The 13,509-nt window shown below is 70.5% G+C and carries 11 protein-coding genes; 4 read left to right on the forward strand and 7 right to left on the reverse strand.

Going from position 1 to position 13,509, the window contains the following annotated elements; translation table 11 throughout:
- Positions 1 to 284 precede the first annotated feature (284 nt).
- From acs to OH802_RS03875, 3 genes are read right to left on the reverse strand one after another with little or no spacing between them, the layout of a single operon-like run.
- Entirely contained in the window at positions 285 to 2,255 is a 1,971-nt protein-coding gene (gene acs, locus OH802_RS03865) for an acetate--CoA ligase (protein WP_406025284.1), read from the reverse strand.
- Between the two features lie 38 nt (positions 2,256 to 2,293).
- Positions 2,294 to 2,686, reverse strand: a complete 393-nt coding sequence (locus OH802_RS03870) for a DUF779 domain-containing protein (RefSeq protein WP_406025286.1) — start codon at positions 2,684 to 2,686, stop codon at positions 2,294 to 2,296.
- On the reverse strand, positions 2,686 to 4,209 hold the full coding sequence (locus tag OH802_RS03875) for an aldehyde dehydrogenase family protein (protein WP_406025288.1): 1,524 nt from the start codon (positions 4,207 to 4,209) through the stop codon (positions 2,686 to 2,688). Before OH802_RS03875 ends, OH802_RS03870 begins: the two co-directional genes overlap by 1 nt.
- A 167-nt stretch (positions 4,210 to 4,376) precedes the next feature.
- Between OH802_RS03875 and OH802_RS03880 the strand changes: the two genes are divergently transcribed.
- From OH802_RS03880 to OH802_RS03895, 4 genes are read left to right on the forward strand one after another with little or no spacing between them, the layout of a single operon-like run.
- Positions 4,377 to 5,588, forward strand: coding sequence for a GAF domain-containing protein (locus OH802_RS03880; RefSeq protein ID WP_406025290.1), 1,212 nt, complete (start codon positions 4,377 to 4,379; stop codon positions 5,586 to 5,588).
- Between the two features lies 1 nt (position 5,589).
- Positions 5,590 to 6,834 carry an iron-containing alcohol dehydrogenase gene (locus OH802_RS03885; protein ID WP_406025292.1) on the forward strand — a complete coding sequence of 415 codons (1,245 nt, stop codon included), beginning with the start codon at positions 5,590 to 5,592 and terminating at the stop codon, positions 6,832 to 6,834.
- 10 nt (positions 6,835 to 6,844) lie between these two features.
- Positions 6,845 to 8,212 (forward strand): MadS family sensor histidine kinase, encoded by a 1,368-nt coding sequence (locus tag OH802_RS03890; RefSeq protein ID WP_406025294.1) that lies wholly within the window; start codon positions 6,845 to 6,847, stop codon positions 8,210 to 8,212.
- Positions 8,213 to 8,231: 19 nt separating this feature from the next.
- Positions 8,232 to 8,927: a MadR family response regulator transcription factor gene (locus OH802_RS03895; RefSeq protein WP_406025296.1), complete on the forward strand. Its 696-nt coding sequence runs from the start codon at positions 8,232 to 8,234 to the stop codon at positions 8,925 to 8,927.
- A gap of 17 nt (positions 8,928 to 8,944) precedes the next feature.
- Here the strand turns inward: OH802_RS03895 and OH802_RS03900 are convergent, their stop codons facing one another.
- The 4 genes from OH802_RS03900 to OH802_RS03915 form a co-directional block, all read right to left on the reverse strand.
- Positions 8,945 to 9,547: an acetate uptake transporter gene (locus OH802_RS03900; protein WP_406025298.1), complete on the reverse strand. Its 603-nt coding sequence runs from the start codon at positions 9,545 to 9,547 to the stop codon at positions 8,945 to 8,947.
- A gap of 244 nt (positions 9,548 to 9,791) precedes the next feature.
- Positions 9,792 to 10,712 carry a mycofactocin oligosaccharide methyltransferase MftM gene (gene mftM / locus OH802_RS03905; RefSeq protein ID WP_406025300.1) on the reverse strand — a complete coding sequence of 307 codons (921 nt, stop codon included), beginning with the start codon at positions 10,710 to 10,712 and terminating at the stop codon, positions 9,792 to 9,794.
- Positions 10,709 to 12,229, reverse strand: coding sequence for a VWA domain-containing protein (locus OH802_RS03910; protein WP_406025302.1), 1,521 nt, complete (start codon positions 12,227 to 12,229; stop codon positions 10,709 to 10,711). Before OH802_RS03910 ends, mftM begins: the two co-directional genes overlap by 4 nt.
- A 19-nt stretch (positions 12,230 to 12,248) precedes the next feature.
- Positions 12,249 to 13,430, reverse strand: coding sequence for an AAA family ATPase (locus tag OH802_RS03915; protein ID WP_406025304.1), 1,182 nt, complete (start codon positions 13,428 to 13,430; stop codon positions 12,249 to 12,251).
- Positions 13,431 to 13,509: the final 79 nt, after the last annotated feature.

A 13,509-nucleotide genomic window follows, 5' to 3' on the forward strand; every position in this document is an offset into this window, starting at 1 on the left:
GCTCAGGAGCCTAAGCGGGGCAGTCCTGGGATCAGCGGAAGCGGCGCAGTCGGAGGCTACATGCAGGGCACCACCGGCGGATGTCCTCGGACCGCAGGTGCCAGAAGGCGTGCCACCCCTGGGCCGACGCACCGCAGAAAGTCACCTGGGTGCCGATCCGCTTGAGATGCGCCTCGCCCCACGGCGCAGGAGCCGCCGTCCCCGCAGGCTGGCGGTGCCTGGCCACGACGATCCAGCTGCGCCCGATCGTCCTGGGGTCGACGCTTGTGGCGGGCACAGCCATCTCATGCCTCCGCGTCTTCGGCGTCTTCGGCGTCGCGGTTCGCGATCAGGGCCATGACGCTCGGGTCGCTGAGCGTGGTGGTGTCGCCGATGTCTCGGCCCTCGGCGACATCGCGCAGGAGTCGGCGCATGATCTTCCCGGACCGCGTCTTGGGCAGCTCCGGGACGATCGTGATCTGCCGCGGCTTGGCGATGGCACCGATCTCTCTGGCCACATGGTTACGTAGCTCCTGGATCAGCGCCTCGCCGGTGTTGCCGTCTCCGGAGCGCAGGATGACGTAGGCGACGACGGCCTGGCCGGTGGTCTCGTCGGCGGCGCCGACGACGGCTGCTTCGGCGACCCGTGGGTGGGAGACCAGAGCGGACTCGATCTCACTCGTGGAGAGGCGGTGGCCGGACACGTTCATCACGTCGTCGACGCGGCCCAGGATCCAGATGTCGCCGTCCTCGTCCTTCTTGGCCCCGTCGCCGGCGAAGTAGTAGCCGAGGTCCGCGAAGCGAGTCCAGTACGTCTCGACGAAGCGGTCGTCGTCCTGCCACAACGTACGCAGCATGGCGGGCCACGGCTTGGTGAGAACCAGGTAGCCGCTCGACCCGTTCGGCACCGAGCGACCCTCCTCGTCGACCACGTCGGCGCCGATGCCGGGCAGCGGCCGCATCGCCGAGCCGGGCTTGCCGGCGGTGACTCCGGGGAGGGGACTGATCATCATCTGACCGGTCTCGGTCTGCCACCAGGTGTCGACGACGGGGCAGCGGTCGCCGCCGATGACGCTGCGGTACCAGAGGTACGCCTCGGGGTTGATCGGCTCGCCGACCGATCCGAGGAGCCGCAGCGAGGTGAGGTCGTACCTGTCCGGGATCTCGCGTCCCCACTTCATGAACGTCCGGACCGCCGTCGGGGCGGTGTAGAAGAGGGTCACGCCGTACCGCTCGATGATCTCCCACCAACGACCCCGGTGCGGGCTGTCCGGAGTGCCCTCGTAGAGCACCTGGGTGACGCCGTTGGCGAGCGGGCCGTAGACGATGTAGCTGTGTCCGGTGACCCAGCCGATGTCGGCGGTGCACCAGTAGACGTCCGTGTCCGGCTCGAGGTCGAACACGGCATGGTGCGTGTAGGCCGCGCCGGTCAGGTAGCCACCGGTGGTGTGCAGGATGCCCTTGGGCTTCCCGGTCGTGCCCGAGGAGTACATGACGTACAACGGGTGCTCGGCATCGAACGCCTCGGGCGTGTGTTCGGGCGAAGCGCTGTCGACGACGTCGTGCCACCACAGATCGGTGGCGTCGTCGAAGGGAACGTACTCCCCGGTGCGGCGTACGACGAGGACGTGTTCGACCGGACTCTGGCCGCCCAGCCGCGCCAGGGCGGCGTCGACAGCCGGCTTCAGCGACGACGGAGCCCCGCGGCGGTAGCCACCGTCGGAGGTGATGACCAGCTTGGCTCGGCAGTCCTCGATCCTGGAGGCGAGGGCCTCGGCCGAGAACCCGCCGAAGACCACGGTGTGGGTGGCCCCGATGCGGGCACACGCCAGCATCGCCACGATGGCCTCGGGGATCATCGGCAGGTAGATCGCGACCAGGTCCCCACTGACCACTCCGAGGTCGGTCAGCGCGTTGGCGGCTCGGGACACCTCGTCCTTGAGATCGGCGTAGGTGATGTCTCGGGTGTCACCGGGCTCGCCGACGAAGTGGAAGGCCACCTTGTCGCCGCGACCGGCCTCGACGTGCCGGTCGACGCAGTTGTACGCCGCGTTGAGCTTCCCGTCCGCGAACCACCGCGCGTTGGGTGCGTCGGACCAGTCCAGCACCTCGGTGAACGGCTCGGCCCAGGTCAGCCGCTCGGCCTGCTCGGCCCAGAAGCCTTCGAGGTCGGACTCGGCCCGGGCGTACGCCTCTTCGGTGACGTTGGCGGCAGCGGCCAGGTCGGCCGGGGGATCGAAGCGGATCGGTTTGCTGGGGATCGTCAGGTCGGTCATTGCGTCGTGCTTTCTCGGGAGGGCGGGAGGGGGAGGCGCTACCCGAGCAGGGCGGCCTCGTCGTCGGTGAACAGTCGCGACCGGATCAGGAACCGCACGCCCTCGGGCGCCTCCAGGGAGAACCCGGCGCCGCGTCCGGGGACGACGTCGATGGTGAGATGGGTGTGCGACCAGTACTCGAACTGCGAGCGCGACATCCAGACCGGCACCTGCTGGTCCAGGTCGATGTCCAGGTCGCCCAGGTGGATGTCGGCGTCGCCGAGCATGAAGTCGCCGCTCGGGTAGCACATCGGGGCGGAGCCGTCGCAGCATCCACCGGACTGGTGGAACATGACCGGCCCGTGGATACCGACGAGGCGGCGGAGCAGGTCCGCCGCCCCGTCGGTCACGGCGACCCGCGCCGGAAGGGAGGAGGCGTGGGTCGCGCTCATCAGAAGAACCCGAGTGCGTCGGGGCTGTAGCTGACGAGCAGGTTCTTGGTCTGCTGGTAGTGGTCCAGCATCATCTTGTGGGTCTCGCGACCGATGCCGGACTGCTTGTAGCCGCCGAAGGCCGCGTGGGCCGGGTAGGCGTGGTAGCAGTTCGTCCAGACCCGGCCGGCCTTGATCTCCTTGCCGGCTCGGAAGGCCTGCGACCCGTCACGCGACCAGACGCCGGCGCCGAGGCCGTACAGGGTGTCGTTGGCGACCTTGAGGGCGTCGGCCTCGTCGTCGAAGCCGGTCAGCGACACGACCGGTCCGAAGATCTCCTCCTGGAAGATCCGCATCGAGTTGTCGCCCTCGAAGACGGTCGGCTGCACGTAGTAGCCCTCGGCGAGGTCGCCCTCGAGGATGGTCCGCTCGCCACCGGTGAGGACCTTGGCGCCCTCGTCCTTGCCGATCTCGATGTAGGACAGGATCTTCTCGAGCTGGTCGTTGCTGGCCTGGGCGCCGATCATCGTGGTGTCGTCGAGCGGGTTGCCCTGCTTGATCTTCTCGACCCGGGCGATGGCGTCGCCGACGAAGTCGGAGTACATCGAGCGCTGGACGAGCGCACGCGACGGGCAGGTGCAGACCTCGCCCTGGTTGAGGGCGAACATCGTGAAGCCCTCGAGCGCCTTGTCGTAGAAAGCGTCCTTCTCCGCGGCGACGGAGTCGAAGAAGATGTTCGGGCTCTTGCCGCCGAGCTCCAGGGTCACCGGGATGATGTTCTGGCTGGCGTACTGCATGATCAGGCGGCCGGTGGTGGTCTCGCCGGTGAAGGCGACCTTGGCGACCCGCGGCGAGGAGGCGAGCGGCTTGCCGGCCTCGACGCCGAAACCGTTGACGACGTTGAGAACTCCGGCGGGCAGCAGGTCGCCGACCAGCTCGACGAGCTTGAGGATCGACCAGGGCGTCTGCTCGGCGGGCTTCAGGACCACGCAGTTGCCCGCGGCGAGCGCCGGGGCGAGCTTCCAGACCGCCATCAGGATCGGGAAGTTCCACGGGATGATCTGGCCGACGACGCCCAGCGGCTCGTGGAAGTGGTACGCCACGGTGTTCTCGTCGATCTCACCGATGGTGCCCTCCTGGGCACGCAGCACTCCTCCGAAGTAGCGGAAGTGGTCGATGGCGAGCGGGATGTCCGCGGCGAGCGTCTCGCGGACCGGCTTGCCGTTCTCCCAGGTCTCGGCGACGGCGATCGCGGTGAGGTTCTCCTCCATCACGTCGGCGATCTTGAGCAGGATGTTGGACCGCTCCGTCGTCGAGGTCTTCCCCCACGACGGAGCGGCAGCATGTGCGGCGTCCAGGGCGGCCTCGATGTCCTCGGCCGTGCCCCGGGCGATCTCGGTGAACGGCTTGCCGTTCACCGGCGAGATGTTCTCGAAGTAGGCACCCTTGACCGGGTCGACCCAGGCGCCACCGATGTAGTGGCCGTAGCGGCCTTGGACGGTGACCAGCGAGTCGGGCTGGCCGGGAGCTGTGTATACGGTCATCGGGATTTCTCCTCAGGCAGTTCAGGCATTGGGGCGTGATCGTGGTCACAGACGCTAGGAACGCTGAGGTTGCAGCAACGTTGCGGTCACCGGACGTGGACGAAGATCGACGGATGCAACGTGAATGCAACCTTCAAATGTGACTCTCATCACTTGAGGAGGTCCGGATGAACGATACGAAGCAGAGCCCCTCCATGCGTGCAGCCGTGGCGGACTCATGGCACCGATCCGCCGCCGCCGGGGTGACCGCGGACGACACGTGCGCGCCGATCACCCTCCCCGAGGACCAGCTCCGGGACATCCGCGCCGCCCACCCGCTGGCTCGCGTGTTCCCGCTACTCGACGACGTGCTCGGACAGGCGGCGCGCGACTGCGACGCGATCATGGCCGTCTCGGACGAGGCCGGTCAGCTGCTCTGGGTGTGCGGTTCTCCGGCGACGCTCCGGCGCGCGGAGCGGATCGGCTTCGTCGAGGGGAGCAACTGGGACGAGCGCCTCGCCGGCACGAACGCACCGGGGCTCGCGCTCCGGCTCGATCGGCCGACCAGCGTCGTCGCCGCCGAGCACTTCCGGCGCGCGGTGCAGCAGTGGAGCTGCGCCGCCACCCCGATCCACGACCCGGGCGACTCGCGCCTGCTCGGCGTCCTCGACATCACCGGCGGAGACTCCATCGTCGTACCCCAGACGATGGCGATGGTGCGCGCCGCCGCGAGGCTCGCGGAGTCCGAGCTCGCTCGCGAGCAGCTGCTGCCGAGGCAGCCCGAGACCCGGCCCGGCTGGGCACGCATCGCCGTGGAGACCCTGGGCCGTCAGGACCTGCTGCTCTCGATCGACGACGGCCGTGGGCAGCGCGCGCAGCTGCGGCTCTCCCCACGCCACAGCGAGATCTTCCTGCTCCTCGCCAGCGCCCCGCGCGGCCTCTCGGGCGACGAGCTCGCAGTCCTCCTGTACGAGGACGACGGCGGCTCCTCGACGCTCCGCGCCGAGCTGAACCGGCTGCGCAACCTGCTCGGCGAGGAGTTCCTCGCCTCCCGCCCCTACCGGCTCACGACCGAGGTGACCGGGGACTGGCTGGGGGTGGAGGCACGGCTCGCGGTGGGCGACGTCGCGGGCGCGCTCCGCTGCTATCGCGGCCCGATCCTGCCGCGCTCGGTCGCGCCGGGCGTGGTCCGGCTCCGCGAGACGCTGGCGCAGCAGCTGCGCGCGGCGGTGCTGCAGTCGGGCCAGCCCGACCTGGTCTCGACGTGGACCCGGTCGGCGTGGGGCGCCGACGACTACGAGATGTGGCTCCGGCTCCGGACCCTGCTGCCGTCCGGCTCACCGTTGCTGGCCCTCGCCGACGGTCAGATCGCCCGGCTGGACCGCGAGGTCGGTCTCTGAGATGACGGCTGGAGTGGCGTCGACGACGGCGGTGATGGCGCGCAGCTGGGAGGTGGCTCCTCGGCAGGAGCAGGTCCCGCCGGCCTCTGCTCCGCTCGACCAGGTGGTGAAGTTCCAGGCTCCCGAGGTGGTCTTCGGGCACAACTCGCTCGAGGAGGCGGGCTACGCGGCTGCCCGGCTCGGGGCCCGGCGACCGTTCGTGGTCAGCGATCCCGGCATCGTCGAAGCCGGCTGGGTCGACGAGCTGCTCCGGCTGCTCCGGGCCGAGGGCCTCGTCCCGGTGCTGTGGACCGAGGTCACGCCGAACCCCAAGGACCACGAGGTACGCCGCGCCTACGAGCGGTACGTCGAGGCCGAGGCCGACGTCATCGTGGCCATCGGCGGCGGCTCCTGCATGGATGCCGCGAAGGGCGTCGCGGTGCTCTCGGGCAACGGCGGCGACATCCTCGACTACGCCGGGATCGACCAGATCGCCCGCCCGATCCCGCCGATGCTGATGATCCCGAGCACCTCGGGGACCGGCGCCGACGTCTCCCAGTTCTGCATCGTCACCGACACCGACCGCCGGGTGAAGATCACGATCATGGGACGCGCCCTGGTGCCCGACGTATCGATCACGGACCCCCGACTGCTGACGACGATGCCGGAGGCGCTCAACGCCGCGACCGGCCTGGACGCACTGACCCACGGCATCGAGTCGTATGTCTCGCTGGCCCACAACCCGCTGGCCGACGGGCACGCGATGAGCTCGGTAGCTCTCGTCTGCCGGCACCTGCGCTCGACCGTCACCGATCCGACCGCGATGGAGCACCGCGCGATGATGGCGCAGGCGAGCCTGCAGGCCGGCCTGGCCTTCACCAACGCGATCCTCGGCGCGACCCACGCGATGAGCCACCAGGTCGGCGGGCTGCTGGACGCCCCGCACGGTGTCGTCAACGGTGTCCTGCTCCCGCACGTGATCCGCTACAACGCGCGCTCGGTCCCCGAGCGGTTCGTCGGCCTGGCCCGAGCCGCCGGCCTGCCGGTCGACGGGATCCCCGGTGACGTCGCGGCCGAGATGCTGGCCGACCACGTCAGACGCCTGGCCGACGACGTCGGCGTACCTCGGCGGCTGAGGGATCTCGGCGTGACCGACACCGATCTCGACACCCTGTCGGTGACCACCCTCGACGACGCCTGCCTGACGACGAACCCGCGACCGGCGAGCCGCGCCGAGATCCACGCGCTCTTCCGAGAAGCCCTGTGAAGGCGATCCAATGAGCGCACCCGATCTGGCAGCGCTGACCGGCGTACGTTCCGGCAAGCGGTCCTACTACCGCGCCTTCCTGCGCTCCGACGAGCGGATGCAGCAGGCCGTACGTGCCATGGACTCGATCTCGCGTGCGCTGGTGCGCACGGTCGAGGGTCCACGAGCGCTCCTGGAGGAGGTCGCCCGCGCGGCCGCGGTGCACCTGGCCGCGGAGTGGACGATCCTGGCACTGGCCGACGGCCACCTGACCGGAGCCAGGCCGAGGTTCATCGTCGTCGGCCACGACGGCCGGGTGGTCGGTGACGAGGAGGAGCTCCCCGGAGTCGTACGTCGCGAGCTCGGCGCGATCCGGGCCGGGCACGCGACCGGTGCACCCGGGCCGGCTCGCTGGGTGCGGGTGCCGATGACGCTGGAGAGCGTCATGATCGGCAGCCTGGTCGGTCTCCACGGGCTCGCCGACGACCCGGAGCCCGGAGACCTGTCGGTGCTGCGGATCCTGGCCAACGAGGCCGCCGTGGCGCTGCACACCTCCGAGCAGTACCAGGCCGGACTCGCCCAGCACCGCCGCGCCCAGCGGCTCTACGACGAGGTCGGCGCCCGCGAGCGGGACCTCGAGCAGCGGACCCGTGAGCTGCGCCAGGCCGAGGAGCGGCTGCTGGTGGCACGCCAGCGGGAGCTGGTCGACCACGAGCGCCACCGCATCGCGCGGGAGCTCCACGACAGCGTCACCCAGTTCGTGCTCTCGGCCGGGATGTCGGTCGAGGTCGCCCGGGGCGAGACGGAGGACCTGGGGCCGGCCGGTGAGCGGATCGCCGAGCTCCTCGGAACTGCCAAGCAGCTCACCCAGGACGCCGTCGAGCAGCTCCGCCGGGCGATCTACGCCCTGCACCAGCCGCACCGCGACACGGTCTCCTCGCTTCCCGAGCTGCTGCACGAGGTCGCCGAGCACCACCGTCCCCACCTGGACGTGTCGGTACGGGTGGAGGGCGAGGTGTGCCCGATGCCCGCGGAGGCCAAGCACGACATCGCCCGCGCGGTCGGAGAGGCGCTCTTCAACGTGGCGATCCATGCCGAGGCCACCCAGGCGGTGCTCCGGCTCCGCTACCGCAAGCACGAGCTCTACGTCGGGGTCGCCGACGACGGCCGTGGGGATCCGGGCCTGCTCGCCCGGAAGCTGCGGCTCGAGCGCGGCGCCTCGATCGACGGCCGACACCGTGGCCTGGCGAACATCGAGACCCGGATCAGCGAGCTCGGTGGCACCGTCGCGTTCCGGCGCTCGCACCTCGGCGGGGTCCGGGTGGAGCTCCGGGTGCCGCTGCCGGTCGTGGATCGCGGCCGAGGAACGATCTGCGGGCTCATCGAGGACCCGCAGTAGCCGCTTCGAGGAGGAACCGATGAACACGCTCAGCCCACCCCAGGCCGCCCCGGACCGGACCGAGACCCAGGCCACGGCCGGCATCGACGTACTGCTGGTCGATGATCACGCCATCGTCCGTCAGGGTCTGCGGTCGATCCTGGAGCGCGAGCCCGGCCTCCGGGTCGTCGCGGAGGCGGCGACGGCGGCCGAGGCGCTGGCCCGGGTCAACAGCGCTCGCCCGGACATCGTGCTGCTCGACCTGAAGCTCTCCTCGTCCTCGGACGCCGAAGGGCTCGAGCTGTGCGCCGCGCTGACCCAGCGGCACCCGGAGGCGCTGATCCTCGTGCTGACGACGTTCCTCGACGAGCAGCTGGTGATGCAGGCGATCCGCGCCGGCGCCCGCGGCTACGTCGTCAAGGACGTCGACACGACCGGGCTGGTCCGCGCGATCCGGGACGTCGCGAGCGGCGGGAGCGCCTTTGACGCGCGCTCCGCGGCGGCGATGATCCGAGGCGTGAACATGCCGGTGACCAGCGACGACTCCGAGCTCACCGCCCGCGAGCTCGAGGTGCTGGAGCTGCTCGCGCACGGGTTGTCGAACCGCGCGATCGGCCACCGGCTCTACATCTCCGACACCACCGCCAAGTTCCACGTGGGCAACATCCTGCGGAAGCTGGGCGTCAGCCGCCGGGCCGAGGCGGTGTACGAGGCGTCCAAGCTCGGCCTCCTCTGACCCGGCGGCCGGCGACATCACGGCACCGGCAGGACCGTACGGTCCCAGGTGGTGTTCACGATGATCGCGGCGGAGGCGTAGAGCGCCACCAGGGCGTCGAGGATCAGCACGTAGCCGGCGGTCTGGCCGAGCGCGACGCTGCCGAGGAACGACCCGAAGGCGGCGAGGTAGAAGACCCCGGCCAGGAGCACGAAGATCACGATCGTGGTGGTGTTGGTGCGCAGCGCCGCCAACAGCATGTAGGACGTGAACAGCGCCCAGGCCAGCAGGAACATCCCCGTGATCGCGGCCCCGCCTGCGGTCACCATCGGGCCGTAGAACTGCACGAGCAGGGCGTAGGAGAGCCAGAACCCGGCGTACGCGGTGAAGACCAGCGCCGGGAACGTCTCGCCCCGCCGGAAGTGGACCAGGCCGGCCACGAGCTCGGTCGCGAAGCCCAGGGCCAGCGCGAGGGGCAGGACCGCGGGCAGGGCGGCCGCGTCCACGATCCCCGACATCACGGTGGCCAGGACGAGCGCCGAGATCCCGAAGCTGGCCAGTCCGAGCGGGAACGGGTCGCCCCACGTCGTCGGCGCGGCGCCTGGCATGGTCTCCACTGCATCGATGGATGTGTTCGTCATCGGTTCCTCCAAGGGTTCAACCGTCGTCCGGCTGGGCCACGGTCCTCACAAAGTAGTGACGTACGACACACCGACGGACCCGCCGAGTGGGCGGTAGCTCACCTGCCCGCGGGTAGCCCTCCAGCACGGTTGCGTGCGGCCGACGGACAGGTCGGACCAGGCGTTGACCAGGCCCGACGCGGCGCCGGGAGGACGACTGCTCGTCCGCGTCGCCGCCGGACAGGTCGCCACCGGAGAGGCGCGATCAGCGGTCGGTGTCGATGACGAGCCAGCCACCGTGGTGCTCGGCGACCCGGTGCGGGTGTCCCGAGGCCGCGCCCCAGGCGGCGAGGTCGTCGAGCGAGACCGTCCGGACGTGTCCCCAGGTCTCGTCGGGCTCGTCCTCGAGGGGTACGGCGATCACCACCCGGCGTCGCGCAACCCGGATCGCCTCCGCGACCGCCCGGTCGCCGAGGCTCGGCTCGATGTGCTCGAGGAGGTGGATCAGCAGCACGTTGTCGGCGGCCCCGTCCGTCCACGGCAGCCGGGTCGCGTCGGCGGCTCGCGTGTTCAGCGGCACCTCTAGCCGGGCCGCCGCGGCGCTGAGCAGCGTGACGGTGCCGGCGGAGAGGTCGGAGGCGGTCACGTCGCGTCCCGCGGAGGCCAGCCGCAGCGAGAGGAACCCGAAGCAGCAGCCGACCTCGAGGACCGAGCCGGGTGCCAGCTGCTGCTCGACGAAGCGGTAGACGGGGGCGTACTCGGCGACGGTTCCGTGAGCCGGGGCGGCAGGACCGGGTCGGCGCAGCGCCTGCTCCACGCGGCGCAGCGTGTTGCGGTAGAACGCCGCCCAGGCCTGCTCCGGGTCCGGAGCGCTGCTGACCACGACGCCGGTGAAGAGCCGCTCGAAGAGGTCGGGGCCGCGGAGCCAACCGGGCTGGAACAGCTCCTCGGCCAGCAGACCGGAGAGGTCGTCGTCGATCTGGTCCGTACGCAGGCAGTGGATCAGATGGACTTGGTGGCCCTCTCGGTGCACGTCGAAGTGGCGGGTGCGGATCGTGCCGAGATGACGCCGCGGCCGCGGGCCGTGCCAGGCCCGGACGCTGACGAGCTCGTCGCGGTAGACCCCGGCCTCAGGGCCGGGTCGCAGCGCGTCGATCACGTCCAGCTCGCCGGGCGGCGTGGTCATCGGCCGACCGACATCGTCTGGGTTACGTTGTCCAGCCCGCGCAGGTTGCGTACGACCTGGACCTTGTCGCACCACTCGGCGTACTCCGGGAGGTCGCAGCCGCCGAGCGCCCACGAGTAGCGCGGCTCGGGGGTGAGCCAGATCGTCGACCGGGCGCGCCGGGTGAGCTCCTCGAAGGCGGCGAAGCCGGGATCCTTGCCGTTCCCGCGACCGTCGCCGAGGATCACCAGCGTGGTCCGTCGGTTCACGGCCGAGCCGAACTGCTCGAGGAACTGCTCGAAAGAGGCGCCGTAGTTCGAGTCCGCGTCCACGTCGAGCACCCCGCCGCCCGGCAGGCCCGCCAGCACCAGGGACAGCGCGTCCTCGATCCGGTGCTCGGCGAAGAGATCGGTGATCTCCACCAGGTCCTTCACGAACGCGAAGGACCGGACGGACGTCGCGACCGACTGCAGGCTGTGCAGCAGGTGCAGCGTGAAGCGGGCGGTGGAGCGTACGGACAGGGAGACGTCGCAGAGGACGAGCAGCCGCGGCCGGTCGTGCGCCTTGGCGACGGTGACCGGCCGGAACGGGACGCCGTCGTACTTCATGTTGGTGCGCATCGTCCGCCGGCCGTCGACGATGCCGCGGGCGGCGACCGTACGTCGCGGGCGCGGCGCGCCGTGGAGCTTCCTGAGCAGCCGGCGCAGCGACTCCTCCAACGCAGCGCGATCGTGCTCGGCGACGGTCTCGGCCTGAGCCGCCTGGATCTCGCGCGACTCGATCTCGCGCTCCATGCTCATCAGCCGCTCGAGGTGGTCCCGGATCCGCTCGGGGAGCGAGGCCAGCCACGGCGAGAGCGCCTTGCGCAGCCCCGCGAGGTCATCGTCGTCGTCGATGCCGCTGTCGAGTTCGCGCTCCTCGAGCCAGCTCAGGAGGGCGATCTCCTCCTGCACGGACAGCTCGGTGTCGAGCTGCATCCCGCTGTCCCGGATCAGCTCGCCCGGGTTGCCGGGGTTGTGCATCCGGCTGGTCGAGAGCTGGACCCGCGCGGCCTCCCCGGGGCTGGACTTGGGGTCGTTGGAGAGGACGATCTCGTCGGTGAGCGCGGCGATGTCGATCTTGTTCGCCTCCTGGTGGAGGTTGTAGCGCTGCGCCATGTCCTCGGGTTTGAAGTACTCCTTGATGTCGTCCGGCTTGCCGTGGCTGTGCCCGTCCTCGGGCACCTCGCCCGGCTCCTCGGAGAGCGTGAAGTCGGTGAGCTCACCGTCGTCGGAGAGGTCGTCGTGGGTGTGACCGTGGTCGTCGGGCTCGTCGACGACGTGTCGCAGTCCGAAGAACCGGTCGAAGACCAGGTCGAACGTGGCCAGGTCGCGGCGGTCCTTGACCAGGCTCGCCGTCAGCGCGGCGTGGAGCACGTGGCGCTGCTCGAGCACCCCGGGCTGGGCGACCGCGTGCATCGCGTCGATCACCTCGGCGGTGCTCACGCGTACGCCGTAGAGCCGGAGCAGCCGGATGAAGCGGTGGAGTGCGGTCTCCATGTCGGGCCCCGATCCCGGCTCAGACCGGACGCTTGCGGGCCGACGGGAACGCCCGGCTGCCCTGACTGGTTGACACGGTGGGCGCCGTACGCGGCCCGGTGCCGCCGGCCCCGCCGTAGTAGCCGGCGTTGTGCCGGCCGGGCTGGTCCTTCGCCTTCCGCTCGGCACGGCCGTCGACATCGTCGTGATCCTCGGGAGCCGGAGCGTGGGAGTGGCCGTGGCCATGGCCGTGGCCGTGGCCGTGCAGATGGTCGGGGACCTCGGCGTTCGGGTCGACCAGGCGCGGCAGCGCCTCCATCACCCGCTTGAGGTCGCGCTCGTACTTCACCACCACGTTGAGGGTCGTCGAGAGCACGTCGGCGGTGAGCTCCTCGACGCCGAGCACCGCCAGCGTCCGGGCCCAGTCGACCGTCTCGGAGATGCTGGGGGCTTTGCGCAGCTCCAGCTCGCGGATGCCTCGAACGATGTCGACCAGCCGCGCGGCGAGGGAGTCGGCGAGCCCGGTCTCCTTGGACCGGATGATCTCCAGCTCACGGGTCGCGTCGGGGTAGTCGAGGAAGAGGTGCAGGCATCGGCGCTTGAGCGCGGCGGAGAGGTCGCGGGTGTTGTTCGAGGTCAGGACGACGTACGGCATCGTCCTGGCGGTCACCGTGCCGATCTCGGGGATGGAGATCTGGAACTCAGCGAGCAGCTCGAGCAGCACCGCCTCCAGGGCCTCGTCGGCCCGGTCGACCTCGTCGATGAGGAGGACCACCGGGGTGTCGGAGTCGATCGCCTCGAGCAGCGGCCGCGCGGCCAGGAACCGCTGCGAGAAGAAGACCGAGTCCTGCTTGGTGATCCTCTCGACGGCCTCGTTCAGGTCGGCGGCGTCCTCGACGACCTGGCCGATCTTCTCGCGCAGGATCTGGGTGTAGAGGAGCTGCTTGCCGTAGTCCCACTCGTAGAGCGCCTTGGTCTCGTCCTGGCCCTCGTAGCACTGCAGCCGGATCAGGCGCCGTCCGGTCGCGGCGGCCAGGCTCTCGGCCAGCTGGGTCTTGCCGACGCCCGCCGGGCCCTCGAGCAGGACCGGCTTCTCCAGCCGCGTCTGCAGGAAGACCGTGGTGGCTAGCCGGTCGTCGGCGAGGTAGCCGCACGTCGCCAGCTGGGCGCGGGTGTCCTCGACGTCGGTGAAGCCCTGGATCGGTTCGGTGGTGGTCGACACGTGCACTCCTCGAGGTGGTGGATGGGGCGAGGTGGCGGGTCCGGCTGGTGTTCTCAGCGGGCCGGACCCGCCACGGATC

This window comes from Nocardioides sp. NBC_00850, assembly GCF_045207335.1.
Lineage (GTDB): Bacteria > Actinomycetota > Actinomycetes > Propionibacteriales > Nocardioidaceae > Nocardioides.